The sequence below is a fragment of the Nonomuraea sp. NPDC049624 genome (assembly GCF_040675255.1).
GTDB lineage: Bacteria > Actinomycetota > Actinomycetes > Streptosporangiales > Streptosporangiaceae > Nonomuraea.
In genome coordinates this window covers 13,618-38,091 of the sequence record NZ_JBFAOR010000017.1, presented here as the reverse complement: position 1 = coordinate 38,091, position 24,474 = coordinate 13,618, and the positions used below count along the sequence as shown (strand labels likewise).

The 24,474-nt window shown below is 72.8% G+C and carries 23 protein-coding genes; 15 read left to right on the top strand and 8 right to left on the bottom strand.

Going from position 1 to position 24,474, the window contains the following annotated elements; genetic code table 11:
• Nucleotides 1-105: 105 nt before the first annotated feature.
• Nucleotides 106-2,208, top strand: coding sequence for a sensor histidine kinase (locus AB0J76_RS44480; protein WP_352323131.1), 2,103 nt, complete (start codon nt 106-108; stop codon nt 2,206-2,208).
• A gap of 115 nt (nt 2,209-2,323) precedes the next feature.
• Nucleotides 2,324-3,130, top strand: coding sequence for a hypothetical protein (locus AB0J76_RS44475; RefSeq protein ID WP_352323130.1), 807 nt, complete (start codon nt 2,324-2,326; stop codon nt 3,128-3,130).
• 22 nt (nt 3,131-3,152) lie between these two features.
• Here the strand turns inward: AB0J76_RS44475 and AB0J76_RS44470 are convergent, their stop codons facing one another.
• Nucleotides 3,153-4,352 (bottom strand): hypothetical protein, encoded by a 1,200-nt coding sequence (locus AB0J76_RS44470; protein WP_352323129.1) that lies wholly within the window; start codon nt 4,350-4,352, stop codon nt 3,153-3,155.
• A 143-nt stretch (nt 4,353-4,495) separates the two neighbouring features.
• Between AB0J76_RS44470 and AB0J76_RS44465 the strand changes: the two genes are divergently transcribed.
• The 3 genes from AB0J76_RS44465 to AB0J76_RS44455 are packed head-to-tail and all read left to right on the top strand — an operon-like array spanning nt 4,496 to nt 8,122.
• Complete coding sequence (locus AB0J76_RS44465; protein ID WP_352323128.1) at nt 4,496-6,310, top strand: ABC transporter ATP-binding protein; 1,815 nt, start codon at nt 4,496-4,498, stop codon at nt 6,308-6,310.
• A complete protein-coding gene (locus tag AB0J76_RS44460) occupies nt 6,310-7,434 on the top strand; it encodes an ABC transporter ATP-binding protein (RefSeq protein WP_352323127.1) in 1,125 nt (374 codons plus the stop codon). The genes AB0J76_RS44465 and AB0J76_RS44460 overlap by 1 nt, the downstream gene beginning before the upstream one ends.
• Nucleotides 7,397-8,122, top strand: a complete 726-nt coding sequence (locus AB0J76_RS44455; protein ID WP_352323142.1) for an ATP-binding cassette domain-containing protein — start codon at nt 7,397-7,399, stop codon at nt 8,120-8,122. The genes AB0J76_RS44460 and AB0J76_RS44455 overlap by 38 nt, the downstream gene beginning before the upstream one ends.
• Nucleotides 8,123-8,127: 5 nt before the next feature.
• Here the strand turns inward: AB0J76_RS44455 and AB0J76_RS44450 are convergent, their stop codons facing one another.
• From AB0J76_RS44450 to AB0J76_RS44435, 4 genes are all read right to left on the bottom strand, one after another.
• The gene (locus AB0J76_RS44450; protein ID WP_352323126.1) at nt 8,128-9,339 is read right to left on the bottom strand and encodes a PP2C family protein-serine/threonine phosphatase; all 1,212 of its coding nucleotides are present in this window, start codon (nt 9,337-9,339) and stop codon (nt 8,128-8,130) included.
• A 102-nt stretch (nt 9,340-9,441) separates the two neighbouring features.
• On the bottom strand, nt 9,442-9,651 hold the full coding sequence (locus AB0J76_RS44445; RefSeq protein WP_352323125.1) for a hypothetical protein: 210 nt from the start codon (nt 9,649-9,651) through the stop codon (nt 9,442-9,444).
• Nucleotides 9,648-10,256 (bottom strand): hypothetical protein, encoded by a 609-nt coding sequence (locus AB0J76_RS44440; protein WP_352323124.1) that lies wholly within the window; start codon nt 10,254-10,256, stop codon nt 9,648-9,650. Before AB0J76_RS44440 ends, AB0J76_RS44445 begins: the two co-directional genes overlap by 4 nt.
• A gap of 53 nt (nt 10,257-10,309) precedes the next feature.
• Complete coding sequence (locus AB0J76_RS44435) at nt 10,310-11,434, bottom strand: hypothetical protein (RefSeq protein ID WP_352323123.1); 1,125 nt, start codon at nt 11,432-11,434, stop codon at nt 10,310-10,312.
• Nucleotides 11,435-11,888: 454 nt separating this feature from the next.
• On the opposite strand from AB0J76_RS44435, the gene AB0J76_RS44430 reads away from it, so the two are divergent.
• Together AB0J76_RS44430 and AB0J76_RS44425 are read left to right on the top strand one after the other, a co-directional pair.
• Nucleotides 11,889-12,185 carry a hypothetical protein gene (locus AB0J76_RS44430; protein WP_352323122.1) on the top strand — a complete coding sequence of 99 codons (297 nt, stop codon included), beginning with the start codon at nt 11,889-11,891 and terminating at the stop codon, nt 12,183-12,185.
• 192 nt (nt 12,186-12,377) lie between these two features.
• Nucleotides 12,378-12,692, top strand: coding sequence for a hypothetical protein (locus AB0J76_RS44425; RefSeq protein ID WP_352323121.1), 315 nt, complete (start codon nt 12,378-12,380; stop codon nt 12,690-12,692).
• Between the two features lie 19 nt (nt 12,693-12,711).
• On the opposite strand, the gene AB0J76_RS44420 is transcribed toward AB0J76_RS44425, so the two are convergent.
• Nucleotides 12,712-13,575: a helix-turn-helix transcriptional regulator gene (locus tag AB0J76_RS44420; RefSeq protein ID WP_352323120.1), complete on the bottom strand. Its 864-nt coding sequence runs from the start codon at nt 13,573-13,575 to the stop codon at nt 12,712-12,714.
• A 152-nt stretch (nt 13,576-13,727) separates the two neighbouring features.
• Here AB0J76_RS44420 and AB0J76_RS44415 point away from each other — a divergent pair, with 152 nt between their 5' ends.
• From AB0J76_RS44415 to AB0J76_RS44385, 7 genes are all read left to right on the top strand, one after another.
• Nucleotides 13,728-14,789 carry an aldo/keto reductase gene (locus AB0J76_RS44415; RefSeq protein WP_352323119.1) on the top strand — a complete coding sequence of 354 codons (1,062 nt, stop codon included), beginning with the start codon at nt 13,728-13,730 and terminating at the stop codon, nt 14,787-14,789.
• A gap of 14 nt (nt 14,790-14,803) precedes the next feature.
• A complete protein-coding gene (locus AB0J76_RS44410; RefSeq protein WP_352323118.1) occupies nt 14,804-15,112 on the top strand; it encodes a putative quinol monooxygenase in 309 nt (102 codons plus the stop codon).
• Between the two features lie 289 nt (nt 15,113-15,401).
• Nucleotides 15,402-16,217, top strand: a complete 816-nt coding sequence (locus AB0J76_RS44405; protein ID WP_352323117.1) for a trypsin-like peptidase domain-containing protein — start codon at nt 15,402-15,404, stop codon at nt 16,215-16,217.
• A gap of 35 nt (nt 16,218-16,252) precedes the next feature.
• Entirely contained in the window at nt 16,253-17,230 is a 978-nt protein-coding gene (locus tag AB0J76_RS44400; RefSeq protein ID WP_352323116.1) for a MoxR family ATPase, read from the top strand.
• Nucleotides 17,231-17,236: 6 nt separating this feature from the next.
• A complete protein-coding gene (locus AB0J76_RS44395) occupies nt 17,237-18,121 on the top strand; it encodes a DUF58 domain-containing protein (protein ID WP_352323115.1) in 885 nt (294 codons plus the stop codon).
• Complete coding sequence (locus AB0J76_RS44390; protein WP_352323114.1) at nt 18,118-19,068, top strand: VWA domain-containing protein; 951 nt, start codon at nt 18,118-18,120, stop codon at nt 19,066-19,068. The genes AB0J76_RS44395 and AB0J76_RS44390 overlap by 4 nt, the downstream gene beginning before the upstream one ends.
• On the top strand, nt 19,069-20,115 hold the full coding sequence (locus AB0J76_RS44385; RefSeq protein ID WP_352323113.1) for a VWA domain-containing protein: 1,047 nt from the start codon (nt 19,069-19,071) through the stop codon (nt 20,113-20,115). It begins immediately after the preceding gene.
• A gap of 15 nt (nt 20,116-20,130) precedes the next feature.
• On the opposite strand, the gene AB0J76_RS44380 is transcribed toward AB0J76_RS44385, so the two are convergent.
• Complete coding sequence (locus tag AB0J76_RS44380; protein ID WP_352323112.1) at nt 20,131-20,550, bottom strand: DNA-binding protein; 420 nt, start codon at nt 20,548-20,550, stop codon at nt 20,131-20,133.
• 154 nt (nt 20,551-20,704) lie between these two features.
• Here AB0J76_RS44380 and AB0J76_RS44375 point away from each other — a divergent pair, with 154 nt between their 5' ends.
• Complete coding sequence (locus tag AB0J76_RS44375; RefSeq protein WP_352323111.1) at nt 20,705-21,871, top strand: erythromycin esterase family protein; 1,167 nt, start codon at nt 20,705-20,707, stop codon at nt 21,869-21,871.
• 80 nt (nt 21,872-21,951) lie between these two features.
• Here AB0J76_RS44375 and AB0J76_RS44370 read toward each other — a convergent pair whose 3' ends face one another.
• A complete protein-coding gene (locus tag AB0J76_RS44370) occupies nt 21,952-24,327 on the bottom strand; it encodes a hypothetical protein (RefSeq protein WP_352323110.1) in 2,376 nt (791 codons plus the stop codon).
• Nucleotides 24,328-24,474: the final 147 nt, after the last annotated feature.

Here is a 24,474-nt window from a genome sequence, read left to right as displayed (position 1 = left end):
GGGGCCGGAGCAGGCGTCGGACGGTAACGGCCCGGACACAACGGGCGGATTATCCCAGTAAAAAGGTCATAATCCTGTTCAAGTGTTGGGGAAGGCGGTGATGAGATGACCGGGTTCACCGAGATCGCCGAAGAGGCCGGGCCGGCGGAGAGCCGCGGCACCGGGCGCGGCTCCGCGGGCCGGGGTGTGCGGCTCGCGCGCGTCACGGCCGTCGTCCTGGCGGTGGCCTCGCCGGTTCTCACGGTCGCCGCGCTGCTCGTCTACGCCCGGCTGCCGGAGGCGTGGACCCCGCTCCGGACCGCCTCGCCCCAGACGGCCGCCGCCCTGACCTTCCCCGCGGTCGGCGCGTTCCTGATCTTCCACCGGCCCCGGCTGAACATGGCGTGGCTGATGGTCGCGGGCGGCATCGCCGCAGCCGTCAGCGACCTGTCCAGCGCGCTGATGTTCCGGCTGGCCGCCGACGGCGAGCTCGTCGCGGCCGGGCTCGTGCGCTTCCCCGCCCAGGTCGGGTGGGCGGTGTGCGGCCTGGCGCTCACCATGCTGCTGCCGCTCTACTCGCCCGACGGGCGGCTGCCCTCGCCGCGCTGGCGGTGGGTGCTGCTGCTGGGCGCGTTCTCGCTCGGGCTCGACCTGGCCCGCTCGGTGTTCCGGCCCGACCCGCCCCCCGGCAGCTACCCCTACCCCGCCGTCATCCCCAACCCGCTGCAGATCCGCGCGCTCGGGCCGTACATGGAGGCCGTCTCCGCCGTCGCCTGGACCGGCATCTACGTCGCCATGGCGCTGACGGCGCTCTCCCTGGCGCTGCGGCTGCGCCGGGCCGATCCGGTGGGCAGGCGGCAGATCGGCTGGCCGCTGTTCGCGTTCGCCGGCTATGTCGTGTTCCTGATCCTGGCCGCGTTCGTGCCGGCGCTCCTGTGGCCGAGCGTCGTGTGGGCGGCGCTCATCCCGGTCGCCGTCGCGTTCTCGGTGACCCGCTACCGGCTCTACGGCATCGACACGGTGATCAGCCGGGCCTTCGTCGCGGCCGGGCTGGTGGCCGTGGTGAGCGCGGTCTACTTCGGCGCGGGCGCGCTGTCCAGCCTCGTGGTCTCCGGCTACGACGAGATCGCCGGCATCGCCGCCGCGCTGTTCGCCGGCGCGTTCTTCCAGCCGCTGCGGCACGTGCTGCAACGCGCCGTCGACCACCTGCTGTACGGCAGCGTCGGCGACCCCGCCGTGCTGGCCGAGCGCCTGACCCAGGCAGTCCGGCGCGGCGACCCGGCCAAGGCGCTGACCTCCGTGGTGAGCGTGCTGCGCGACGGGCTCGCGGTCGAGGGCGTGGCCGTGGAGGTCGCCGACGGCGAGCCGCGTTACGTCGAGAGCGGCCGGGTGGGCGCGGAGCCCCGCCAGGTGCCGCTGGTGTGGCACGGCGAGCGCGTCGGTCGCCTGTTCGTCGGGCCGCCCGGCCCGCGCCGCTTCCCCGCCGCCCACAACGAGCGCGTGCTCACCACGCTCACGCCGTACGCCGCCGACGTGGCGCACGCCGTGCGCATGGCCGCCGACCTGCAGCGTTCCAGGGAACGCATCCTGACGGCCAGGGAGGAGGAACGCCGCCGCCTGCGCCGCGACCTGCACGACGGCCTCGGCCAGACCCTCTCGGCCATGGCCATGACCATCAACATGGCCAGGACGAGCCTGAAGAAGTCCCCCGACGCCGCCGACGAGCTGCTGCGCGAGCTGCACACCGGCATGGGCGCGGTCACCGACGACATCCGCGAGCTGGTGTACGGCCTGCGCCCGCCCGCGCTCGACGACCTCGGCCTGGCCAGGGCCGTCCGCGAGCTGGCCGGCCAGTCCTCCCCGGACACCGCGATCGAGGTGGAGGTCGAGGGCAGCCTGACCGACCTGCCCGCCGCCGTCGAGGTGGCCGTCTACCGGATCGTCCAGGAGGCGCTGACCAACATCCGGCGGCACGCCAGGGCCTCCCGCGCCAGCATCGTGCTCCAGCGGGACTCGGTGCTGCGCGTGGTGGTCGCCGACGACGGCCGCGGGCTGCCCGCCGCGTACAGCGCGGGGGTGGGCCTCGGCTCGATGCGGGAGCGGGCGGCCGAGCTCGGCGGCATCTGCGTCGTCAACAGCGGGCCGGGGGCCGGGACGCGGGTCGAGGTCATGCTGCCCCTGGGCTCGGCCGCGAAGGAGCCGGTCAGGCCGCCGCGCGCGGGCCGCTGAGCGCCCCTGCCCGGTGCTGGGGCGCGCCAGGCAAAATCAACCGAGAGTAGTTTTGATCTCACCCTTGGTGTGGAACATGGTGAAGTGTCACCTCATTCCTCACGGAGGACGTGCCTTGCCCCAGCACACACCCCGCCTGGTGATGTACTACCGGACCCACTGCGACGGCGGCCTCTACGTCTCCCCGCTGCCCCTGATCGAACGGCGTACCGGCCTGACCCACCTGGTCGTCGCCACCGTGGAGATCGGCGCGGACGGCGACGTCCGGCTCAACGGCGCCCCGCCCGACTGCCCCGACCTGGCCCAGATGTGGGACGACGTCCAGGTCACCCAGGTGTACGGCGCCCGCGCCCTGGCCATGATCGACGGTCTCGACCGCCTCGACCACGACTTCGAGACCTGCTACCCGCCGCTGCGCCGCCTGCTCACCCGCCGCCGCCTCGACGGCGTGGACCTCCACCTGACCGAGCCCGTGCCGCCGCCCGCCCTCGGACGCCTGATCGACCGGCTGCGCGCCGACTTCGGCCCGGCCTTCCTGCTCGCGCTCACCCCGTCCGCCGCCGTGGACCACGACCAGGTCTTCCGCGAGCAGGGCGCCGACCTCGCCTGGCTCAACCTGCCGATGTACGGCGGCCCGCGCAGCCTGGCCGACCCGTGCGACTACGACGCCGTGCTCGCCGGGGGAGTGGTGCCGGCGGGCAAGCTGGTGGCCGGGGCGGTCACCAGCCCCGACAACGGTGGCGTCGGCCACGTCGAGATCGACCGCCTGGCCGCCACCGTCGCCGAACTGCTGCACCGGCATCCCGGGATGGGCGGGGTGAGCGGCTGGGAGTACTACAACGCCCTGCCCGGCGGCACGGACGCCCCCTGGCAGTGGGCCGAGCGCGTCGGCGCCGCCCTCAGGCTGACCCGCAGGCCCTGAGCCCCGCCCGGGACGGGCGCGGTCAGCGCCGCCGGCGCTTCTGGGCGCCTGCCGTCTTGCCCGGTTTGCGGGGCTTCCTGGGCAGGCGTCCGCGCTCGCCCGGCGGCCGTACGTGCACCCCGCGCCACCGCTGCAACGCCACGCGCGCGGCCGAGGCCACCCGGGGCGTCGGATGGTGCTCGATGAGGAAGCGCAACATCGGCGTCGTGTAGGGGTGGTCGCTGCACGTCATCATGCCGAGCATGCTGAGCACGTCGTCGACGTCGAGGTTGCCGGAGAGCTGGAGTATCGACTCGGCCGGCCCGCCGATCTCCATCGCGGCCACGGTCATGTCGGCGTACACCCAGGCCACGTCGACGGGCGCGGGCGGCACGTCGTGGTCCTCCTTCTCCCGGGCCCGGATGAGCGCCCCCAGCCGGGGCACCGCGCGCAACGCGTCGGCGATCTCCCGGCCCGGCCGGCCGAGGTCCTCCAGCAACACGGTCAGGCCGACGGCCCGGCTCAGCGGGCTGACGTCGAGCAGGACGTCGGCGATCTCCTCGGCGGCCCGCGCCGGATCCCGCCCGCCCAGCCAGACGCGCACCTCCTCGGCGCGTTCGTCGTCGTCGTAGGTGCGCAGGGCCCGCAGCAGCGTGGGGGCGTCGGCGCCGGCCGTGCCGCCGTGGACCGGGATGTCCTGGCCGATGAGGGTCTTGAAGAGGTCGAGCGCGCTCCAGGTGCCGAGCGGGGTCAGCGACACCGACGAGCCGTCGCGCCGGATCAGCCCCAACCAGGCCAGCTCGTCGGCCGCCTCGTCGGTCAGCTCGGGGATCTGCGCCACCGGCAGGGCGTCGCGGTGGCTGAGCAGCATCAGCAGGGTGCTCGTGCCCGCGTCGAGCGCCGCGGCGTCGGCCTCGGGGGAGAACAGCGAGTAGAGGATGTCGCCCCACGTGTCCAGCACGTCGTCGGCCGGCCCCGACGTCAGGGTCTCGACCGCCGGGCCGGTCGTGGCGGCCCCGTCGCGCACGTCGACGAGCCGGCTGTCCTCGGCCACGCCCCACAGCCGCCCCTGCCCCGGCCCCGCCGCCCCCGGCTCACCGGCGGCGCGGGCCAGGCGCAGCAGCTCGTGGACGACCGGCGTCGCCCGGACCACGGCCGCGAGGTCGTCGGCCGGGAGGAGGCGCACCGGCGGCTGGAGGGTCACGAGCGGCAGCAGGTCCGCTTGATGGAGGAAAGAGTCCACGGTGGGTAAGATTACTGTCTCGTTGCGTGACGCTGCCCGCTCTTTGCCTTCACGGGCGGCCGGAAAACCCCTTCGGATTCTGTCGGTGGCCGGTGATACAAACAGGTCCGATGTCCGCCCGCTCTCGGCCAAGGGGTTTCACCGTGACCAGCGGCAGTTCGGAGTTCTCCGTCGAAGGCCCGCGCTACGACCGGCGCGGGCCGGTCCGCTGGCTCTGGTCCCACCTGCGCCGCCATCCGCTCCCCCTGACGGGCTTCCTCGGCGGCTCGCTGGTGATGGTGGTGCTCAACGCGCTGGTCCCCCAGCTCACCGGCTCGGCCTTCGACGCGGTGCTGGGCGGCCGGGGCACGCCCGCCGCCGCACTCGGGCTGGTCGCCCTGGCGCTGCTGGCGGTGGTGTCGGCCCGCGGTGCGTTCGACCTCGTCGCCCGGCTGAGCAGCGAGACCCTGGCCAAGCGGCTCGAACGCGACGCCCGCGACGAGCTCTACGCCGGCCTGCTCGGCAAGAGCCAGACCTTCCACAACCGGCAGCGGGTGGGCGACCTGATGGCGCGGGCGGCCAACGACATCCGCCAGCTCTCCATCATGATCAGTCCGGGCGTCGACCTGATCGTCGACTCCGGGCTCACCGGCCTGGTGCCCCTGGTCTTCATCGCCGCGATCGACCCGCGGCTGCTGCTGGTGCCCGTGGTGTTCGCGGTGGCGTTCGGGTTCGCGCTGCGCCACTACATGGGGCAGCTCAACCCGGTGGCCACCCGCATGCGCGACGAGTTCGGCGACCTCAACGCCGGGCTGAGCCAGGCGGTGCGCGGCATCGAGGTGATCAAGGTGACCGCGCAGGAGGCGCAGGAGCGGCTGCGCTTCCGTGCCAACGCCCGGCGCTACCGCGACTCGTTCGTGCGCAACGGCCTCGTCCAGGCTCGCTACCTGCCCACGTTGCTGTTCGCGTGCGCCATGGCGGGGGCGTTGTGGCACGCGCTCCTCCTCCACGCCGCCGGCGCCATCACGATCGGCGACCTGGTGGCCTTCATGGGGCTGATGGGCATGCTCGGCTTCCCGACCCAGATCTCGATCTTCACGTTCTCGCTGGTGCAGATCGGCATCGTGTCCTCCCGCCGGATCCTCGACATCGTCAACGCCGAGACCGAGCTGGCGCAGCCGGCCGCCGGCCACGTCGCGCCGATCGGAGGCGAGATCGTCTTCGACGACGTCACGTTCGGCTACGGCGAGGGCGAGCCCGTCCTGCGGGGGGTGACGTTCACCGTGCGGCCGGGCGAGACGGTGGCGATCGTCGGCGAGACCGGGGCGGGCAAGAGCTCGCTGACGAAGCTGGTGCCCCGCATCTACGACGTCACCTCGGGCCGGATCCTGGTCGACGGGGTCGACGTCCGCGACTGGGACCTCGACTCGCTGCGCTCCCAGATCTCCACCATCGAGCAGGACGTCGTGCTGTTCTCGCGGTCCGTGGCCGAGAACATCGCCTTCGGCCTTGGCCAGCGGGCCGACCGCGCGGCCGTGGTCAGGGCGGCCGAGGACGCGCAGGCGGCCGAGTTCGTGGCCGAGCTCGACGACGGCTACGACACCGTCATCGGCGAGCGCGGCCTCACGCTGTCCGGCGGCCAGCGCCAGCGGCTGGCCATCGCGCGGGCGCTGCTGACCGACCCGGCGATCCTCGTCCTCGACGACTCCACCAGCGCCATCGACTCCGCCACCGAAGACCGCATCCAGCAGGCCATCGAGCGCATCCAGGAAGGGCGCACGACCCTGCTGATCACCCACCGGCTCTCCCAGATCCGCTGGGCCGACAAGGTCCTGCTGCTGCGGCGCGGCCAGGTGGCCGGCTTCGGCACCCACGACGAGCTGATCGCCGGCAGCCCCCTCTACCGCCGCATCTTCTCCCACTACGACGAGGTCCCGGTCGATCAGGGCGCGCTCGACGAGCAGGAAAGGGTCCACTGATGGGCTTCATCATGGACGGCCTCGACGCCGAGGACTACGACCGCACCTACTCCGACCGTGACCTGACGCGCCGGATCCTCGCCTACTTCCGCCCCAAGCTGGGCGCGATGTTCCTGGTGGCGGCCATGATCGTGCTGGTCTCGGCGGCGCAGGCGGCCCTGCCGCTGCTGGCCAGCAAGGGCGTCGACGCCATCCAGGACGGCACGATCGCCGGCGTCGGCCCGCTGCTCGTCGTCGGCATCCTGCTCGCCGGCGCGCTGAGCTGGGCCTTCAACTTCGTCCGCCAGTGGTACAGCGCGCGGGTCACCGGCGACGTCGTGCTGCGCCTGCGCGAAGACGCCTTCGACGCCGTGCTCGAACGCGACCTGTCGTTCTACGACGAGACCCCGTCGGGCCGCATCGTCAGCCGCGTCACCTCCGACACCGACGACTTCGCCACGGTCTCCACCCTGACGATGGATCTGATCAGCCAGGTGCTGATGGTGGGGTTCGTCACCGTCCTGCTGTTCCTGCGCAGCGTCGAGCTGGCGCTGCTGACCCTGCTGGTGGCGCCGGTCGTGATGGGCATGGCGCTGCTGTTCCGGCGGCTGGCCCGGTCCAGCACGCGGCGGGCCCAGCGGTCGCTGAGCCGGGTCAACGCCAACCTGCAGGAGACCATGGGCGGCATCGCCGTGGCCAAGAACTTCCGTCAGGAGCAGCAGGTCTACGACGAGTTCCGGCCGGTCAACGAGCAGAGCTACCGGGTGACGCTGCGGCAGGGCTTCGTCTTCTCGGCCATCTTCCCCCTGCTGTTCCTCGTGGCGGGGCTCGCGACGGTCGCGCTGGTCCAGCTTGGCGGCACCGCGGTGCTGGTCGGCGGGCGACTGGTACCTGTTCCTGCAGGGCGTGTCGCTGTTCTGGATGCCGCTGACCTCCATCGCCGCCTTCTGGTCGCAGTTCCAGCAGGGCCTGTCGGCCTCCGAGCGGGTCTTCGCCCTGATCGACGCCCCGCCCCGGGTCGTGCAGACCGGCTCGGCCGACCCGGGCAGGCTGGCCGGGCGCATCGAGTTCGACGACGTCACCTTCGGCTACGACGCGGCCCACCCCGTGCTCCGCCGCTTCGACCTGGTCGTCGAGGCGGGTGAGACCGTCGCGCTGGTCGGCCACACCGGCGCCGGCAAGTCCACGCTGGGCAAGCTGATCACCCGCTTCTACGAGTTCCAGGAAGGCCGCCTGCTGATCGACGGCCACGACATCCGCTCGCTCGACCTCGGCGCGTACCGGCGGCAGATCGGCGCGGTGCCGCAGGCGCCGTTCCTGTTCAGCGGCACGGTCGCCGACAACATCCGCTACCCGCGGCCCGACGCGGGCGACGACGAGGTGCTGGCCGCGGCGGCCGCGGTCGGCGGCGGCGACTGGATCGAGGCGCTGCCCCACGGCCTGGCCACTGACGTGGGCGAGCACGGGCGGGCCCTGTCCATGGGCCAGCGGCAGCTCGTCGCGCTGGCCCGCCTGCTCATCCAGGACCCGGCGATCGTCGTCCTCGACGAGGCCACGGCCAGCGTCGACCCGCTGACCGAGGCCCAGATCCAGGAGGGGCTCGACGTGGTGCTGGCCGGCCGCACCTCGATCGTGATCGCCCACCGGCTGTCCACGATCGAGCACGTCGACCGCATCATCGTGCTCGACCACGGCCGGATCGTGGAGGAGGGCGACCACGCCTCGCTGCTGGCCCGCGGCGGCCGCTACTGCCAGGTCTACAACACCTACTTCCGCCACCAGTCGCCCGACTACCGGCCCGACACCGGGTTCGTCGCCGTCGGCGAGACCTGACGGGCTCACATGACGAGCCGCTGCTGCCTGCTGCTGCGCCACTCCACCATCAGCACGGTCGCGTCGTCCTGGAGCCGGCCGTGCTGGTGCTCCAGGATGGCCTGCACCAGCCGGCGCAGCGTCTCGGGCGCCGACAGGCCGTCGGCCTCGTGCCGGAGGATGAAGTCGATGAAGCGCTCCAGGCCGAACAGCTCGCCGTCCGGGCTCTGCGCCTCGATGATCCCGTCGGTGTAGAACAGCAGCCGGTCGCCGGGCTGGAGCTGGTAGCGCAGCTCCCCGGTGTACGGCCGCAGCAGGAAGCCCATCGGCGGGTCGGGCTCGCTGGACAGCGTGGCCTCCTGCTGGCCCTCGCGGATCACCAGCGGCGGATGGTGCCCCCGGTTCACCCAGGTCAGCCAGCCGGTGTGCAGGTCGAGGCAGGCCAGGATGCCGGTGGCGAAGCGGCCGGTGAACTGCTCGGCGATGGCCGCGTCGATCGCCTCGCCCGTGCTGACGAGATCGGCGCCCTGCCGCCGGTTGTTCCGGCTGGCCCCGACCGCGATGGTCGCCGTCAGCCCGGCGGAGGTGTCGTGGCCCATCGAGTCGAAGATCGACACGTGCAGCGCCTCGCCGTCGATGGCGTAGTCGAAGGCGTCCCCGCCCACCTCGTAGGCCGGTTCGAGCCCGGCGCTGACCACCACGTCGTCGTTGGCGAACGTCCCCGGGGGCAGCAGCGGCACCAGCACCTCGGCCGACAGCGTCATCGGCCGGGCGCGGATCAGCCGCGAGTAGGAGTCGCTGTGCGGCCGCTTGCTGATCACCAGCAGCGCGACCAGCGACGCGAGCTGCTGGGCCCGCCACTCGGCGACCTCGTCGTCCTGCGGCACCGTCACCCCGAGCACGCCGACCCGCTCGGTGCCGTCGAGGAGCGGCAGCCACAACCGCCTGGCCGTGCCGTCGGGTCCGCCCGGCACGTGCACGACCTCGGCGTTGCGGAACGCGACCCCGGCCAGCGTGCCGTCGATGCGCAGGACCGCCAGCGGCTCGCCGGACGCGTCCCGCTGCTCAGGGAGCGGGATGAGCTCCTGCTGCTGCAGGTCGGTGACGTAGATCGCGGTCTCGGTGAAACCCACCAGCGCGGCGTGCCCGGCGACGACGTGCGGCAGGTCCTCCATCGCGGTCAGATGGTTGGCGGACAGCATGCCGCCCAGCATCAGCTCTCCGCCACTCCGCCGCATCGGCACACCCTTCCTGGAGGTCTGCCCGGGGACCTACCCATTCGAGGGGCGGTTCCTGCCCCGTCCACCGCCGCCGACACCTCCGTGCGGGCCGGGACGGCCTCACCCGGCGGCAGGCGGTCCTTCCGCGCGCTCCGCCTCAGGCGCCCGCCACCGCGCCGCGTCCTGGTACGCCTTCACCACCGCGACGATCATGGCCGCCTGCGCGCCGACCAGCGACAACCAGAACATGCTCCCGCCTACGAAGAGGGGGAACACCAGCAGCGCGGCGACCGCGGACACCCATCCGCCGACCGGTCCAGGGATCTTCAAAACCGGCTCTCCCATACGTACCAGGGGCCTTCGAGGTGCGTGTACTCCGAGTGGGACTCCTCCGCCGGCGCGCCGCCGGGGAGCCACGCGAAGCCGTACCGGTCGATGAAGCCGGTGTCACTCGCCAGGAACCGCGCGCCGCCCGGCACCCGTTCGATCGACGTCAGCGGGAAGAGGCCCACCCACTGCTCTTCGCGCCTGACGGCCCCGGTGTCCGCGGCGACCGTCCGGGCGAACTGCTCCAGCCCCGGCTCCGACAGCGCGAACCGGGCGTTGAACGGCGCCCCGGTGAGCACCAGCGCGGTCACGATCACGCCCATCAGCGGCGCGGCCGTCCAGCGGACCCAGTGGCGGCGCAGCCCGGGACGTCCGTCGGAGCGCAGCAGGCCCACCGCGAACCGGGCGACCCAGACGACCGCGGTGCCGACGAAGAGCGCGAGCCCCGCCAGCAGCAGCGTGAACGAACCTCCGCCCGGCACGCTCGTGTAGTTGAGCACGATCAGCCCCACCACGGCGACCAGCGGAAGCAGCACCTTGCCGGGCGGGCCGACCAGGGCCCGGGTGAGCGCCGGTAAGGGAGGCCGCTCGACGGCGTTTTCCGACATGCCCGAGCGTACCGTGATCATGTGGCCCCGGCCCACTGGGCGGCACGGACCGGCTACAGCAGCCGGGAACGGTCCGACGCCGCCCTCTTCCGCACCTCGGCCAGGAAGACCTCCGTGTGGCGGTGGTGGCGGCGCGGCCGGCCGGGCTCCCGGCCGGTCGGGGTGTCGGCGTGCTGGGAGAAGGTCAGCCAGCAGCTGCGGATGCCGTAGAGGAGGTTCTCCAGCAGGTCGAGGGCCGGGCGGGCGGGGTTGAGCGGGGTGATGGGCAGGTAGACCGTGCTGGGGCCGAGGCCGAGCTCGGGATGGTCGGTGCGGGCCTGGGCGATCAGCTCCTCGGCCGCGCCGATGCGGTGCTTGGCCTCGGTCACGCCGTAGAGGTGGCCCTCGGCGACGTGCAGCGCGTTGCGGATCATCGGCATGACCGCGGCCCTGGGCGAGCCGCCGCCGCTCATCGCGGAGATCACCTCGGTGAGGCTCTCCTGGGCCGGGGCCTTGATGTTGTCGACCTCGGAGATGGTCTGCATCGGATGCAGGCCGGTGTGCCGGGCGCTGATGGTGGCGGCGGCGTAGAGCCAGTGGGCCGCCGCGATCGCGGCCGCGGTGGGGTCGATCTTGGTGAACAGCGCCTCCGTGCCGAACGGATGCTGGTGCAGCAGGCTGTCGGCCTGGGCGACCTGGAGGGGCGAGGCGTCCTCGCGGCTGAGCATGACGGCCTGCTGGGCGCGCGCGGTCAGGTCGCCGAGCTCGGCGTTCTCGATGGCGGCCAGCTCGGCGGTGACGTCGGTGGCCACGCTGCCGGCCAGCGGGGCGTGGTTGATCGTGTGCAGCGTACGGCCGACGCGGTGGGCGACCTCCTCCACCCGCGTGGAGTAGAGGGTCAGCGCGCCGTTGGCCGGCCGGACGGGCGCCAGCAGGGCCGGGATGACCGAGGCGAACGCGTCGCGCTCGGCCTGCCGCTGCCAGCCGACGCTGTTGGGACCGTGCTGGTCGGCGGCGCTGGACGGGTGGGTGTAGCAGCGCCAGCAGGCGTAGGACAGCTCCGTGAGGCTGGTGGCCAGGCGGAGCACGTCGGGGCTCGAAGGCACCTGTTCCGCCACGGTGGTGGCGATGTCGCCGATCCCCGTACCCCAGGTGGCGATGAGCGCGTGGCGTGAGTGGTCGACGGCGAACCGGGTCACGGAGGCTCCTTACAACGGGGGGTGGGGGAGCGTGATGACATGCTCAGGATGCTTGATCCGGCGTGGCCGCGGAGGGAAATTCGCAGGGTTGCCGGTCCCTGATCTGCGGATTTGCCGTGATATGCGCCAGAAGATTTTTCCAGCGGACGGGCCGCCGCCCGCGCCCGTGGCCGGGGCGGGCGCGGGCCGGTGCCGCGGGCCGGTTCGGCCCCGTCGTGGCGGGCCGCCGTCACTGTCCTCCTTCCTCCGGCCTGGCCTGTTTCGGTCCGTCACTTTCGGCGGCCAATATCCGCCGGCAGAAAAGAAACTTGGGCGCCGGTGTAATGGAAACCCACCCGGCGAAATCAAGATCATCCCCACGCGGGCGGCCGATGTGTCACCGTTTTCGTACTCCGGGGCGCCCGCCCGCTCGTCCGGCGCAGGCCCCTGTCCAGCTGCGCGAAGGCGGGAACGTGTGGACCTAGAGACACAGATACTCAAGTTGTTGCTGCGCCTGCGGAAGCTCAAGGCGGGCAGGCCCGGCGGCGACAGCACGGCGACCATGACCGGCATCACCCGGATGCAGGCCGACATCGCCGACATCCGGACGGAGATGCGCCAGGACTTCGCCGCGCTCGGCGACGAGCTGGCGGCCCTGCGCCGCCACATGAACGACCACTTCACCGCCGGCCGGCCGCGCTGCTGCAAGGGCCCGGTGCCCGGCTGCCCGCAGGGGATGCCGGCCTACGGCCCGGACCCGAGAAACAACTGACCTGCCACGCCAGGCCCGGCCTGAGGCCGCCACCCGGCCCGGGCTGAGCCCTCCGCGGACCCGCACCCGTTGCTTGCCGGCGGTCGTGTCGGGTATACACGGGTTGCCACCATGTGCTTACAGCAAGTGGGACCCGGCCGCCCTCCACCACCGGGCCGGTTCCCTACCGACTACCGGCAAAGGTAGGAGTAAGTGGATGTAGAGGCGGAGATCCTGGACATCAGGCTTCGGGTCCAGGCGCTGGAGGCGACACTGTGCGCCGAGGCCGACTGCTCCGAGGCGGTGCTCGGCATCGCCGAGATGCGGGCCGACCTCGCCGAGACCCGCAGCGAGTCGGGCCACGACGTCACGGCCCTGACCGACGAACTGCTCGGCCTGCGCGGGCAGAGCGACGAGCACTTCCAGGCGATCCGGTCGAAGATCCGACGGCGGCTCGACCTGCTGCGCTGCGAGACCCTCGATCTGGCCATCAGGCTCGACCGCCTGCTGGAGCAGGACGGCTCCTAGCGGGCGCACCCGCCGTGGGTCAGGGGGCGGCGTGGGCCCGGCGGGTCCAGGCGGACAGCAGGCGCAGAGCGGTCTGGGAGGGGGAGCCCTCCTCGGTGGTGTGGGCGATCAGCGCCTGGTCGGGGTCGTCGGGCAGGCGGAGGGTCTCGAAGCCGAGGTCCAGCCTGCCGACCACCGGGTGCAGGTAGACGTAGCGTCCGTGGGTCTTGTCCTTGAGCCGGTGTTCGGCCCAGAGCTCACGGAACTCCGGACTGGCCGCCGACAGCTCGTCGACCAGGGCCGACGTCCGGGTGTCGGCGGGGTGGCGGCCGGCGTCCAGGCGCAGGTAGGCGGCCACGTCGGCGGCCTTGGCGGGCCAGTCGGCGTACAGGTCGCGCATGCCTTCGTCCAGGAACACCAGGCGGGCCAGGTTGCGCTGCTCGGGCGGCAGCGCGCCGAAGTCGGTGATCAGCGCCGCCGCCAGGTGGTTCCAGGCCAGGACGTCGGTGTTGCGCCCGACGACGTAGGCCGGCACGTCGGCCGACGCGTCCAGCAGGCGCTGGAGGCCGGGCCGGACGCGTTGCAGCGGGGGCGCGGCCTGCGCGTGGTCGCTGTCGTTCCAGGGGCGGGCCAGGCGGTGGAGGTGCGCGCGCTCGACGTCGTCCAGGCGCAGGGCGCGGGCGACGGCGTCCAGCACCGCTTCGGAGAAGTGCAGGGTACGGCCCTGCTCCAGCCGGACGTAGTGGTCCACGCTCACCCCGGCGAGCTGGGCCAGCTCCTCCCTGCGCAGGCCGGGGACGCGTCTGCGGCTGCCGTACTCGGGCAGGCCGAGCTCCTCGGGACGCAGCCGGGCCCGGCGGGATCGGAGGAATTCGCCCAGTTCTGCGCGTCTGTCCAGTGCCATGGGACCAGTATCGCCGCCCGGCGTCGTCGCCAGCCTGGTCATGCCGTGCCTAGGCAGCGGCGGGCACTGGGTGGGCCGCGGACGGCGCGCCAGAGTGAGCTGCACCGGACGTCCACAGGGGATGCCCGGTCACCCACAGGGAGCAACGCGACATGAGCACCACCCACCTGCCCACCCGCCCTCTGGGCAGCACCGGCATGGACATCACCCGCCTGGGCTTCGGCTCCTGGGCGGTGTCGGGGGCCGGCTGGAAGTTCGGCTGGGGCACGACCGACGACGCCGAGTCGATCGCCGCGATCCGGCACGCCGTCGCCGGCGGCGTCAACTGGATCGACACCGCGGCCGTGTACGGGCTCGGCCACTCCGAGGAACTGGTCGGCAAGGCCATCGCCGACCTGTCCGAGGCCGACCGCCCGTACGTCTTCACCAAGGTGGGCCTGGTCTGGGACCCCGAGGACCCGCAGGCCGCCCCGCGCCGGATCATGAAACCGGCCAGCGTCCGGCGCGAGCTGGAGGACTCGCTGCGCCGCCTGAACGTCGAGCGCATCGACCTTTACCAGGTGCACTACCCCGACACCGGCGAGTCGCTGGAGTACGCCGGCGGCGGCTTCGGCGCGGTGTCGCCCAACGCCACGCCGCTGGAGGAGTACTGGCAGGTCATGGCCGACCTGAAGGCCGAGGGCAAGGTCCGCGCGATCGGCCTGTCCAACCACTCGCCGCAGGAGCTGGCGGCCGCGGAGCGCATCGCCCACGTGGACGTCGTCCAGCCGCCGTTCTCGGCGATCAACCGGTCGGCGGCGGCCGAGATCGCGTGGGCGCACGCCCACGGCACCGGCGTGATCGCGTACTCGCCGCTGCAGTCGGGCCTGCTCACCGGGACGTTCTCGGCCGAGCGCGTCGCGAGCCTGCCCGCCGGCGACTGGCGCACCGCCCACCACGACTTCACCACGGGCCTCGCGGCCAACCTGCGGCTGGCGGAGGCGCTGCGCCCGGTCGCCGCCCGGCACGGCGTCGGCGTCGCCGAGGTGGCCATCGCGTGGGTCCTGGCCTGGCCGGGCGTCACCGGAGCCATCGTCGGCGCCCGCCGGCCGGAGCAGGTGGACGGCTGGATCGGCGCCGGCGCGGTGGACCTGACGCCGGCCGACCTGGCGGAGATCGCCGCCGCGATCACCGCCTCCGGCGCCGGCGCAGGCCCCGCCCAGCCCCTCGCGTGAGGACGGCGCCGGAGATGTCCCTCATCGTGCTGGCCCAGTACGTGGCCGCGGCCGGGCAGGAGGACCGGCTGCGGACCGCGCTGGAAGCGATGATCGAACCGTCCCTGGACGAGCCCGGCTGCCTGGCCTACCGCGCCTACGGCGACCCGAACCATCCGGCGAGCATGGTCGTGGTCGAGGAGTGGGCCGGCGCCGGGGCGCGGGCGCGGCACCTGACCACGCCGCATCACCGCCATGCGGCGCAGGTGCTGGCCCTCGTCCTGGCCGAGCCGATGGTGGTGCGCACGCTCGTGGCCGCCGCCGGCGCGGGCGGAGAGGTCTAGCAGCGCTGCCCGTTGACGTGGTCGATCCCCGGGCTGTGCGTCACCGTCTGGCAGAAGTAGCTGCCGGACGGGATGGTGATCGTGCCGTAGGTGCCGCTGCCCGATCCGGTGCAGCCGCCGGCGACGATGACGTACCCGATCAGGCCGGGGGTGTCCGCAAGAGGCCAATGCGGGGGCCCCGCGGTGAGGAATCGGTCCTGCCGTATGGGGTGCGGCTCGGCCCCGTCCCGTCCGGGGGCGGCAAGTGGTGCGTCCGTCTTTATGGCAGTTTTCGGTGCGATTGCTGAGTATGAGCGGTATGGAGCGCGTGCCGCAGGAGGACGGTGCGGCCGGGGCTCGGGAAGCCGGTCGGGCCAGGGCCGGGAGGGTTCGGCGGGTCGCCGTCGGGGGCGGGGTGCTGGTCGTCGTGGCGGTGCTGGCGTACTGGCTGGGCGGCAGCGGCAGCGGGGAGAGGGCGGCAGGACGGCCGGCCGCCACGCCGACGCCCGCCGCGACGCTCACGGTGCCGGACGTCTTCCGCAGGGTCGGGCCGTCGGTCGTGGTCATCCAGGCGGGCGAGTCGCTCGGCACGGGGGTCATCGCGGCCGAGGACGGGACGGTCCTGACGGCCCACCACGTGGTCAAGGCCGCGAAGGACATCAACCTCACGTTCGCGGACGGGACCAGGGCGAAGGCCGTCGTCGCCGCCGCGAACCGCAAGCGGGACGTCGCCGTGCTCAAGCCGGTGAAGCTGCCGGAGATCGTCGTGCCCGCCACGCTCGGCGGCGCCGTGGCCGTGGGGGCGCCGGTCGTGGCGATCGGCAACCCGCTGGGCCTGACCTACAGCGTCTCCACCGGGGTGGTGTCGGGCCTCGACCGGACCACCGGCCGGACCGGCAAGGACGCCGGCCTGAACGGGCTGATCCAGTTCGACGCCTCCGTCAACCCGGGCAGCTCCGGCGGCCCCCTGCTGGACGCCCGCGGGCTGGTCGTCGGGATCGTCGTCTCGATCGCCGACCCCGGCGGCGACGACGCGTTCGCGGGCATCGCGTTCGCGGTGCCGATCGGCGCGGCCCTGGGCGGCGACGACGGCGACGGCCCACCAGGCGACGGACCCCAGATCTGACCGGCACCGCCCACAGCGCCTACAGAAGGGACATCATGCCCCCGGCCCAGGCTCATCCGCTCGAACAGGTTCTCTTCGAGGTCAAACGCACCATCGTCGGCCAGGACGTCCTGCTCGAACGCATGGCCGTCGCCCTGATCGCCGACGGCCACCTGCTGGTGGAAGGCGTGCCGGGCCTGGCCAAGACCCTGGCCGTCCGGTCGCTGGCCGCGGCGATCAGCGGCGGCTTCCAGCGCGTGCAGTTCACCCCTGACCTGGTCCCCGCCGACCTCGTCGGCACGCGGGTCTACCACCAGCACTCCGGCGAGTTCAGGACGGAGCTCGGCCCGGTGTTCACGAACCTGCTGCTCGCCGACGAGATCAACCGCGCCCCCGCCAAGGTGCAGAGCGCCCTGCTGGAGGTGATGCAGGAGCACCAGGTGACGATCGGCCGCGAGACGTTCCGGGTGCCGGAGCCGTTCCTGGTGATGGCGACGGAGAACCCGATCGAGTCGGAGGGCACGTACCCGCTGCCCGAGGCGCAGGTGGACCGGTTCATGATGAAGGTGGTCGTCGGCTATCCGGCCCAGAACGAGGAGCAGGCGATCGTCGAACGCGCGCTGCGTCCGCCGGACCCACCGCAGCCGACGGTCACGACCGCCGAGCTGATGGAGATGCGGGCCCGCGCCCGGCAGGTGTACGTCGATCCGTCGATCGTCGACTACGCCGTGCGCCTGGTCGCCGTGACCCGTTCGCCGGGCACGGCCGGGCTGGGGGAGCTGGAGCGGTACGTCACGTACGGGGCCAGCCCGCGTGCGTCCATCGCGCTCGTCACGGGCGCCCGCGCGCTGGCGTTCCTGCGCGGCCGCGACTACGTCCTGCCGGACGACCTGTCCGAGCTCGCGCTCGACGTGCTGCGCCACCGGCTCGTGCTGTCCTACGAGGCCCTGGCGGACGACGTCGACGCCGACACGATCATCAGCAGGGTGCTCGGGGCCGTCCGGACGCCCGACGTCGTCCTGCGGAACCGCTGAGCCGTCATGGCCACCGCCCCCGAGAGACTCCTGCTGCGCCTGGAGTGGAAGGTCGTCCGCCGGCTGGACGGCCGCCTCCAGGGCGCCCACCGCACCGCGCACCGCGGCTCCGGCGTCGACTTCACCGGCCTGCGCCGCTACGCCGACGGCGACGACGCCCGGCACATCGACTGGAACGTCACCGCCCGCCTGGACGAACCCCACCTGCGCGTGTTCACCGAGGACCGTGAGCTGACGGTGTGGCTGGTGCTCGACCGGTCGGCCTCGATGACGGCCGGGCGGCCGGGCCGCGGCAAGCACGACGTCCTGGCCGAGCTGGCGCTCGTCCTGGCCCGGCTGTTCGGGCGGGGCGGCGACCGGGTCGGCGCGCTGCTGTTCGACACCGGGATGGCGCGGGTCGTGCCGCCGGGCACGTCCCGGCGGCACGCGCTGCGGATCGGCGCCGAGCTGGAGCGCACCGCAGCCCCGCGCGCCGGCGCCACCACCGACCTGGCCCTCATGCTCGACGCGGCCGGACGGCTGGCCCGCCGCCGCGCGCTCGTCGTCGTCGTGTCGGACTTCATCGGCGAGGGCGACTGGGAACGCTCGCTCCAGCGCCTGGCCCGGCGGCACGAGGTCGTCGCCCTGCGCATCGTGGACGCGGCCGACGACGTGCTGCCCGAGGCCGGGCTGATCGTCGTCGAGGACGCCGAGACCGGCGAGCAGCTCGTCGTCGACTCCGCCGACCCGCTGCTGCGGGTCCGCTTCCGCGAGGCCGTGGACGCCCGCGACGCCCGGCTCGCGGCGGGCATGCGCCGGGCGGGGGTGCCGGTCCATCGCGTCGGCACCGACCGTGACCTGACCGACGCGCTCGTCGAGATCGCCGCCCGCACGGGGGAGCGGCGGCCATGACACTGTCGTCCCCGTTGTCGCTGGTCGCCGGGCTGCTCGTCACGGTGGCGCTGGCCTGGGCGGCCGTCGTCTCGGCGCGCCGCCGGAGGTCGGCGCTGGCCGCGGCCGGGGTCGCCGGGCCGGGCGGGCGCGGCGCGTACCTCGGGACCGGCCTGACGATCGCGGCCGTCGGCGTGCTCGCGGTCGCCGCCGCGGGACCGGCGGCGATGGTGCCGGTGCCGCGGACCGCGGGCACCGTGATCCTCGCCGTCGACGTCTCCAACAGCATGGGCGCCGGCGACGTCGCGCCGACCAGGCTGGCCGCCGCGCAGCGGGCGGCCCGCGCGTTCGTGGCGGCGCAGCCCGACAGCGTGGACGTCGGGGTCGTCGCGTTCGAACGCGGCGCGCTCACCACCGCGCGGCCCGACGCGGACCATTCCGTCGCGCTCAGGGCCATCGACCGCCTGAGGATCACCGGCGGCACCTCGCTCGGCGCGGCCATCACGGCCTCCCTGACGGCCATCACCGGCCGGCCGGTGGTGATCGGCCGCGACGGGACGCCGCCCGACCTCGGCTACTGGCCGTCGGCCACGATCGTGATGTTCTCCGACGGCCAGAACCGGGGCGGCGACGTCGAACGGGCCGCCGCCGCGGCCCAGAAGGCGGGCGTGCGCGTCCACACCGTGGGGGTCGGCACCGCGGCCGGGGCGGCGGTGCAGGTCGACGGCTACCACCTGCAGACCTCGCTCGACGAGGACACCCTCACCACGATCGCGCGGACCACCGGCGGCGCCTACCACCCGGCCGCCGACGCCGCCCGGCTCGACGGCATCGCCGACACGATCGACCTGCGGCTCACCGTCTCCGACGAGCCGCTGCCGCTCGCCGGCGGGCTGATCGGGCTCGCCCTCGTGCTGCTCGCCGCGGGCGCGGCGGTCACCGTGTTCCGGTCCGGGCGGGTGATCTGAATGTCGTTGTCCTGGCCGTGGGCGCTGCTGTCGGCGCTGGTCATCCCGTTGATCTTCGCGTTCCGCTGGTGGGCGGGCCGCCGGCGGCGGCGGGCCGTCGTGCGCGTCACCTCGATCGCGCTCGTACGGGCCGCGCTTCCCGGGCGTACGCGCTGGACGCGGCGCATCCCCGTGGCGCTCTTCGTCGCCGGGCTGGCGCTGCTCGCGGCCGGGGCGGCGCGGCCGCAGGCGTCGGTGCCGGTGCCGATGCGGTCGGCGACGATCCTGCTCGCGCTCGACACCTCCGGCTCCATGTGCTCCACCGACGTCGATCCCAACCGCCTCACCGCCGCCAGGAAGGCCGCAGCCGGCTTCATCGAGTCGCAGCGTGGCGGGCCGCGCATCGGCCTGGTCACCTTCGCCGGCACCGCGGGCCTGCTCATCCCGCCCACCGACGACACCGACGCCCTGATCAAGGCCCTGGACGGGCTAACCGTCGCCCGCGGCACCGCGATCGGCCAGGCCATGCTGACCTCGATCGACGCGATCGCCGAGGTGGACCCCTCCGTCGCCGCCACCGCCGCCACGCCGCCCGCCGCGGCCTCCGGGTACGCCGGCGCCGCGATCGTCGTGCTCACCGACGGCGCCAACACCCAGGGCGTCGACCCGCAGCGCGCCGCCCAGGAGGCGGCGTTGCGCCGCGTACGCGTGTTCACCATCGGCTTCGGCACCACGAAGGTGGTGCCGATGGTGTGCGACAACTCGCAGTTCGACGGCCGCGGCTTCGGCGACTGGGGCGGCGGGTTCGGCGGCGGCTTCGACCGGAGCCGCAACCCCCGGGTCATCGACGAGCCCGCACTCCGGCAGATCGCCCGTACGACCGGCGGCTCCTACCACCGGGCCGAGAACGCCGGCCAGCTCGCGACCGCCCTCGACGCCCTGCCGGGCACCTTCACGGTCGTCCGCGAGCGGGTGGACACGGCCGCCGCCTTCGCCGGGGCCGGCGGCCTGCTCGTGGTCGCGGCGCTGTCGCTCTCCCTCTGGTGGAACCGCCCGCGCCGCGCCTGACCCCTGGCGGGCGGCCTAGTCGAGAGCCGTCCGTTCGGCGAGCCGTTCGTGGCGTTGCCGGGCGGCCTGCGCGGTGCCGAGGCCGAGGCCGAAGGCGATCTCCTGCCAGGTCATGCCGCGCCCACGGGCCATCGCCAGCAGCCCGGCCTCCAGCGCGTCCAGCTCGCCGCGGACCAGCGGGACGAGGCTCAACGCCGCGGTGATGTCGGCCTGGTCGACCTCCGGCTCGCCGTCGTCGAGCTGTGCGGCCCCGCTGAGCAGGAACGACACCAGCCTGACGGCCTCGTGCGGCCCGATGACGGACGGGTGCGCCTGCCTGAGCCGCTGCTCGCCGGTGGCGGCGTGCCGCTCGGCGATCCGGAACAGGGACGCGTGCACCCGCTGGGCGCGCGCCTGCTCGGGGTCCGGCGGGGAGAAGGGGTGATCGATCGACATGGAGGCAACGATGCCGCACTGAACCAATCGGTGTCAACAGTTCGTTTTGAACAGTTCGTTCAAGACGTGATGTGCCGATTGAAGGTTACAAGGGTGATATGCAGGTAACGAAGAGAAAAACTTCCATCGAAAGTTCAACGATAGCGTTGAAGGCATGGACATCAAGGAAATCGCCTGGCCGGTCGACGGCGCGGGTGTCTCGGCGTTCCTGGGGACGCTCCCCGCCAGGCCGCTGCTGCTCGGCCTCGGCGAGGCCCGGCACTTCGTGGGGGAACTGGGCGAGCTGCGCAACGAGATCTTCCGGCACCTCGTCGAGAACGAGGGCTACCGGTCGTTCGCCATCGAGAGCGACTGCCTCAAGGGCCTCCTGGTGGACGACTACGTCACGACCGGCGCCGGCACCCTCGACGACGTCATGGACCGCGGCTTCAGTCACGGTTTCGGCGCCCTGCCGGCCAACCGCGAGCTCGTCCGCTGGATGCGCGCCCACAACGAGGAGCACGACGAGAAGCTGCGCTTCTTCGGCATCGACGGCCCGCTGGAGTACTGGGCGGCGAGCCCGCGCGAGGCGCTCACCGGCCTGTACGACCTGCTCGACGGCCCGCTCCCCGCCGCGGTGGCGACCAGGGAGACCCTCGACACGCTGCTGGGCCAGGACGACCGGTGGTCCGACGAGGCCACGGCCATGGACCCGGCGAAGTCGATCGGCCAGTCGGCCGACGCCCAGCGGCTCCGGGTGATCGCCGACGACCTGGCGGCGCTGCTCGACACGCAGTCGCCGCAACTCGGCGCCCGGGACAGGGAACGCGCGCACCTGTACGCGCGCACCGCCACCGGCCTGCTGCGCTACCACCACTGGATGGCCGACGCCTCCCCGGCGCGCTGGACCCGCCTGTCGGCCCTGCGGGACGCGATGATGGCCGCCAACCTGCGTGCCGTCGCCGAGCACGGCCCGGCCCTGGTCTTCTCCTCCAACCTGCACCTCCAGCGCGACAAGACGTTCATGCCGTTCGGCGACCAGCGGCTGGAGTGGTGGAGCGCGGGCGCGATCGCCGCCGCCCACCTGGGCGACCGGTACGCCTACCTGGCCTCCGCCTTCGGCACGACCGGCGACGACACCCCGCCCCCGGACACCGTCGAGGGCGTGTTGTCCGGGCTCCCGTGGCACCGCTCGGTGATCGACGCCCGCCGCCTGGCCCAGGCGGTCGCCGACCCGGCGCGGCGCGTGTCGCCGGATTTCGCCTACTTCCCGCTGGACCCGTCCCATCTCGGCAGGATCGACGGCGTCGTCTTCCTCAAGGAGGTCGGCGCCTGGGGGTGACCGTCCGAGGGCGGACAGCACGATGGTCCCTCCCCGCGGGGAGGGACCATCAGGTTGACGCGGATGGGAAGACGGGTGACCTACTCGGAGGTCTCCCAGGGCATCGGCATGTCGCCCATTTCCCGGTAGGAACGTTCCATGTACGGGTCGTCCATCATGTCCTCAGGCCGAGGCTCGTAGGACTCGTCCATGGAGCGGCCCATGTCCCGCTCGTCCTTGTCCGCGTGCTCCGGGACGCATCCCGATTCGGCGGTCCTGCCGTCGTACGGCATCTTGCCGGGCGGGCACTGGTGGTCGTAGCCGTGGTCGTACCCGTGGTCGTGACCGTGGTGACGGCCGTGGCCGTGGTGGTGGTGCGGCTTCTTGCCCGGACGGCAGTGGTGGTTCTTCTTGCCCGGCCGGCACGGCGGCCGCGGGTGCTGCGACTTCTGCACGACCCGGATGGTCGCCGTCGCCGGAGCGGAGGTCAGGCCGTCCGCCCGCGCCACGGCGGTGTTGGCGATGGTGAAGCGGCAGCCCTTCCGGCAGTCCTTGCCGGAAGGACGGTTCGGCACGACGAAGACCCCCGTGCACGTGGTGGTCTCGCCCGGCTCCAGAGTGGTGGTCCGGCAGACGATGTTCGTCACCCGGTTGTCGTCGATCCGGAGGTTCTCCACCGTCTCGGCGGAGTTGTTCCTGACCTCGTAGCGGTAGGTGACCCGCTCGCCCGGCCGGTACGTGCGGGTGTCGTCCACGGTCTTCTCCAGCAGGAGCGTCCCGCGCTCACCCATGACGTCGATGGTGGCCTCCGACGGCGGCGAGCTCACCTCCGTGTCGTCGATCAGGCCCACCGCGGTGGCGGTGTTGGTGACCGAGCCGTGCGCGGCGTCCTCCTCGGTGACCGTGTAGGTGCCCGTGCAGAGCGTGGACTCCCCGGGCTCCAGCGTGGTGGTCTCGCAGACGATGTCCGACACCCGGTTGTCGTCGATCCGCAGGTCGGTCACGATCTCGTCGAACGTGTTCCGCACGACGTAGCGGTAGGTGACCCGGTCGCCGGGACGGTACGTGCGGGAGTCGTCCACGCGCTTGTCGAGCTCCAGCATCCCGCGCTCGTCCGTGACGCCGATGGTGACCTCGGACGGCGGCGAGCTGACCTCCTCACCGTCGGCCCGGCCCATCGCGGTGGCGGTGTTGGTGACCGAGCCGCGCTCGGCGTCCTCCTCCGTGACCGTGTACGAGCCGCGGCAGATGACCCGCTCGCCCACGTTCAAGGTGGTCTGCGGGCAGACGACCTCATCGACGACGTCGTCGTCCACCATCAGGTCCGTGATGTTCATGTTGCCGGTGTTGGTGACCACGTACTCGTAGGGCACCTCCGTGCCCACCGGCACCGGGTCGGGCAGGTCGGCGTCCTCGGCGACGCGCTTCCTGAGCGACAGCTCGGGCCGCTCGGCCACCGGACGGACGACCACGTTCCGGATCAGGTGCACATCGCTGAACAGACCGGTGGACGCACCGAACCCGAACTTGTAGGTCTCCGGGACCGGCTGCGGCGCGGGCAGGGACAGCACCTCCTGCATCCCGTTGCCGTCGTTGAAGTCGATCGAGACGGTGACCTCGGGGTTCGGCGCCGGCGTGATCCGGACGTTGACCGTGCGCTTCGACTCCTCCAGCACGGCCTGGGCCGCCCGCGGGTCGTTGGGCACGGTCCGCGTGGGCCCCTGCAGGTCGCCCGGCAGCGTCGAGGGCCACGGCCCGGTCGTGGTGAAGTTGCTGGTGGTGGCGGTCAGGAAGCAGTAGCCCGCGGTGCCGTTGCCGGGCCCGCGCACCGTCACCATGTTCGGCCCGGGAGCCGGGACGCGGAACCCGGTGCCGGCCGGTGAGCGCTCGGCGCAGGTGCGGCCGCGCTGCTCCCAGTCCCCGAAGTAGTTGCCGAGGACGTCCAGGCCGACGCCGATGTACCCCTGGTTGACGCCCGGTTCGAACGGGTTCGCCGGGTCGTCGTCGGGCAGCTTCTGGGCGTAGCCGAGGCTGCCGCCGAACGCGCCCGGACGGTCCAGCGAGGCTTCCCCGTTGATCAGGAAGAAGGAGATGCCGTCTGCGGGCACCGCCGTGGTGTTGCCGTACTGCCACTGCTCGAACGTCACGTCCAGGCCCTCTTCGGCCGGGATCGGCTCGTTGTAGAGGGCGGCCGCCGTCTGGTCGAGGTCGGCGCTGGTGAGCTGGAGGTAGCCGTACGGGGCTGCTCCGGTCGGCGGGACGGGACCCGCCGCGTTGGCGGGGCAGCCCCCGAGCGGATGGTCGCCGGGCCCGGCGGGCGGAGCCGCCGGCGCGCCGGTCAGGCAGGCCGATCCCACGCCGATGAACTGCGGGATCGCGGTGGCCCCGGTGAAGTCCTCCTCGACCAGCGGAACCGGTTGCGCGGCTGCCGGACGGGCAGGTTGCAGCGCGACAGACACCGCGCTCAGAAGGAGCATGGTGGAGATGGCCGCACGTTTAGGGCCACATGAGCTGTTTCCCGGCCCCGCAGGGCCAGATCGTATCTTCACGAATACCGAAGGTAACCATGCGCACTTGTGAACAGCTCGATCGACATAGCAAATGATCAACCAGGAATGACTACA

Bases quoted from the DNA above. Each gene is read 5' to 3' on its own strand.
- AB0J76_RS44400 (WP_352323116.1), top strand. From the start codon at position 16,253: ATGCCCCCGGCCCAGGCTCATCCGCTCGAACAGGTTCTCTTCGAGGTC.
- AB0J76_RS44420 (WP_352323120.1), bottom strand. From the start codon at position 13,575: ATGGCACTGGACAGACGCGCAGAACTGGGCGAATTCCTCCGATCCCGC.
- AB0J76_RS44395 (WP_352323115.1), top strand. From the start codon at position 17,237: ATGGCCACCGCCCCCGAGAGACTCCTGCTGCGCCTGGAGTGGAAGGTC.
- AB0J76_RS44480 (WP_352323131.1), top strand. From the start codon at position 106: ATGACCGGGTTCACCGAGATCGCCGAAGAGGCCGGGCCGGCGGAGAGC.
- AB0J76_RS44450 (WP_352323126.1), bottom strand. From the start codon at position 9,339: ATGCGGCGGAGTGGCGGAGAGCTGATGCTGGGCGGCATGCTGTCCGCC.
- AB0J76_RS44405 (WP_352323117.1), top strand. From the start codon at position 15,402: ATGAGCGGTATGGAGCGCGTGCCGCAGGAGGACGGTGCGGCCGGGGCT.
- AB0J76_RS44375 (WP_352323111.1), top strand. From the start codon at position 20,705: ATGGACATCAAGGAAATCGCCTGGCCGGTCGACGGCGCGGGTGTCTCG.
- AB0J76_RS44370 (WP_352323110.1), bottom strand. From the start codon at position 24,327: ATGCTCCTTCTGAGCGCGGTGTCTGTCGCGCTGCAACCTGCCCGTCCG.
- AB0J76_RS44460 (WP_352323127.1), top strand. From the start codon at position 6,310: ATGGGCTTCATCATGGACGGCCTCGACGCCGAGGACTACGACCGCACC.
- AB0J76_RS44440 (WP_352323124.1), bottom strand. From the start codon at position 10,256: ATGTCGGAAAACGCCGTCGAGCGGCCTCCCTTACCGGCGCTCACCCGG.
- AB0J76_RS44380 (WP_352323112.1), bottom strand. From the start codon at position 20,550: ATGTCGATCGATCACCCCTTCTCCCCGCCGGACCCCGAGCAGGCGCGC.
- AB0J76_RS44410 (WP_352323118.1), top strand. From the start codon at position 14,804: ATGTCCCTCATCGTGCTGGCCCAGTACGTGGCCGCGGCCGGGCAGGAG.
- AB0J76_RS44385 (WP_352323113.1), top strand. From the start codon at position 19,069: ATGTCGTTGTCCTGGCCGTGGGCGCTGCTGTCGGCGCTGGTCATCCCG.
- AB0J76_RS44415 (WP_352323119.1), top strand. From the start codon at position 13,728: ATGAGCACCACCCACCTGCCCACCCGCCCTCTGGGCAGCACCGGCATG.
- AB0J76_RS44390 (WP_352323114.1), top strand. From the start codon at position 18,118: ATGACACTGTCGTCCCCGTTGTCGCTGGTCGCCGGGCTGCTCGTCACG.